The organism is Nguyenibacter vanlangensis (assembly GCF_013376155.1).
In the GTDB taxonomy this organism is placed as follows: Bacteria; Pseudomonadota; Alphaproteobacteria; order Acetobacterales; family Acetobacteraceae; genus Gluconacetobacter; species Gluconacetobacter vanlangensis.
In genome coordinates, this window is sequence record NZ_JABXXP010001172.1 from 1 (window position 1) to 616 (window position 616).

Below are 616 nucleotides of genomic sequence, written 5' to 3' on the forward strand. Positions count from 1 at the left end.
CCAGCCGCGCCGCGCCGAACGCGCCGCCCTGCTCTCCGTGCGCCAGACGATGCAGCGGAATATCCATGACCGAGGCCAGGATCGACACCCAGGCCGCGCTGCGCGACCCGCCGCCGATCACGTCGGCCTGGCGCAGGACGGAACCCGCCGATGCCAACCCGTCCAGGGCATCGCGAAACGAAAAGGCCACGCCTTCCAGCACGGCCTGGGTCATGTCCGCCCGCGTGCTCGCCCGATCCAGCCCGACGAACGCGCCCCGGATCGCGGCGTCGTTATGGGGCGTCCGCTCCCCGGACAGATAGGGCAGGAACAGCACACCCGACGGCGCGGCGATCCGCTCCGGCAATTCGGCCAGCAGCGCCGCCTCGTCCCGTCCGGCCACCTCCGCCCACCAGGCCAGGCAGGACGCGGCGGACAGGGTCACTCCCATCTGGTGCCACATCTCCGGCACCGCATGGCAGAAGGCATGGATGGCCGATTCCGGCCGGGGGCGAAAACGCTCGGTCGTGGCCCACACCACTCCCGACGTCCCCAGCGAGACGAAGGCATCGCCCTCCCGCACCGCCCCCAGCCCGACCGCGCCGGCCGCATTGTCGCCGGCTCCTCCGGCCAGGAT

Annotated in this window: 1 protein-coding gene; it reads right to left on the reverse strand. The window is 72.4% G+C overall.

Annotated features, from left to right (window positions below):
* Positions 1–616, reverse strand: a 616-nt coding sequence (locus tag HUK84_RS21945) for an FGGY-family carbohydrate kinase (RefSeq protein ID WP_246285832.1), incomplete at both ends; no start/stop codon positions are given.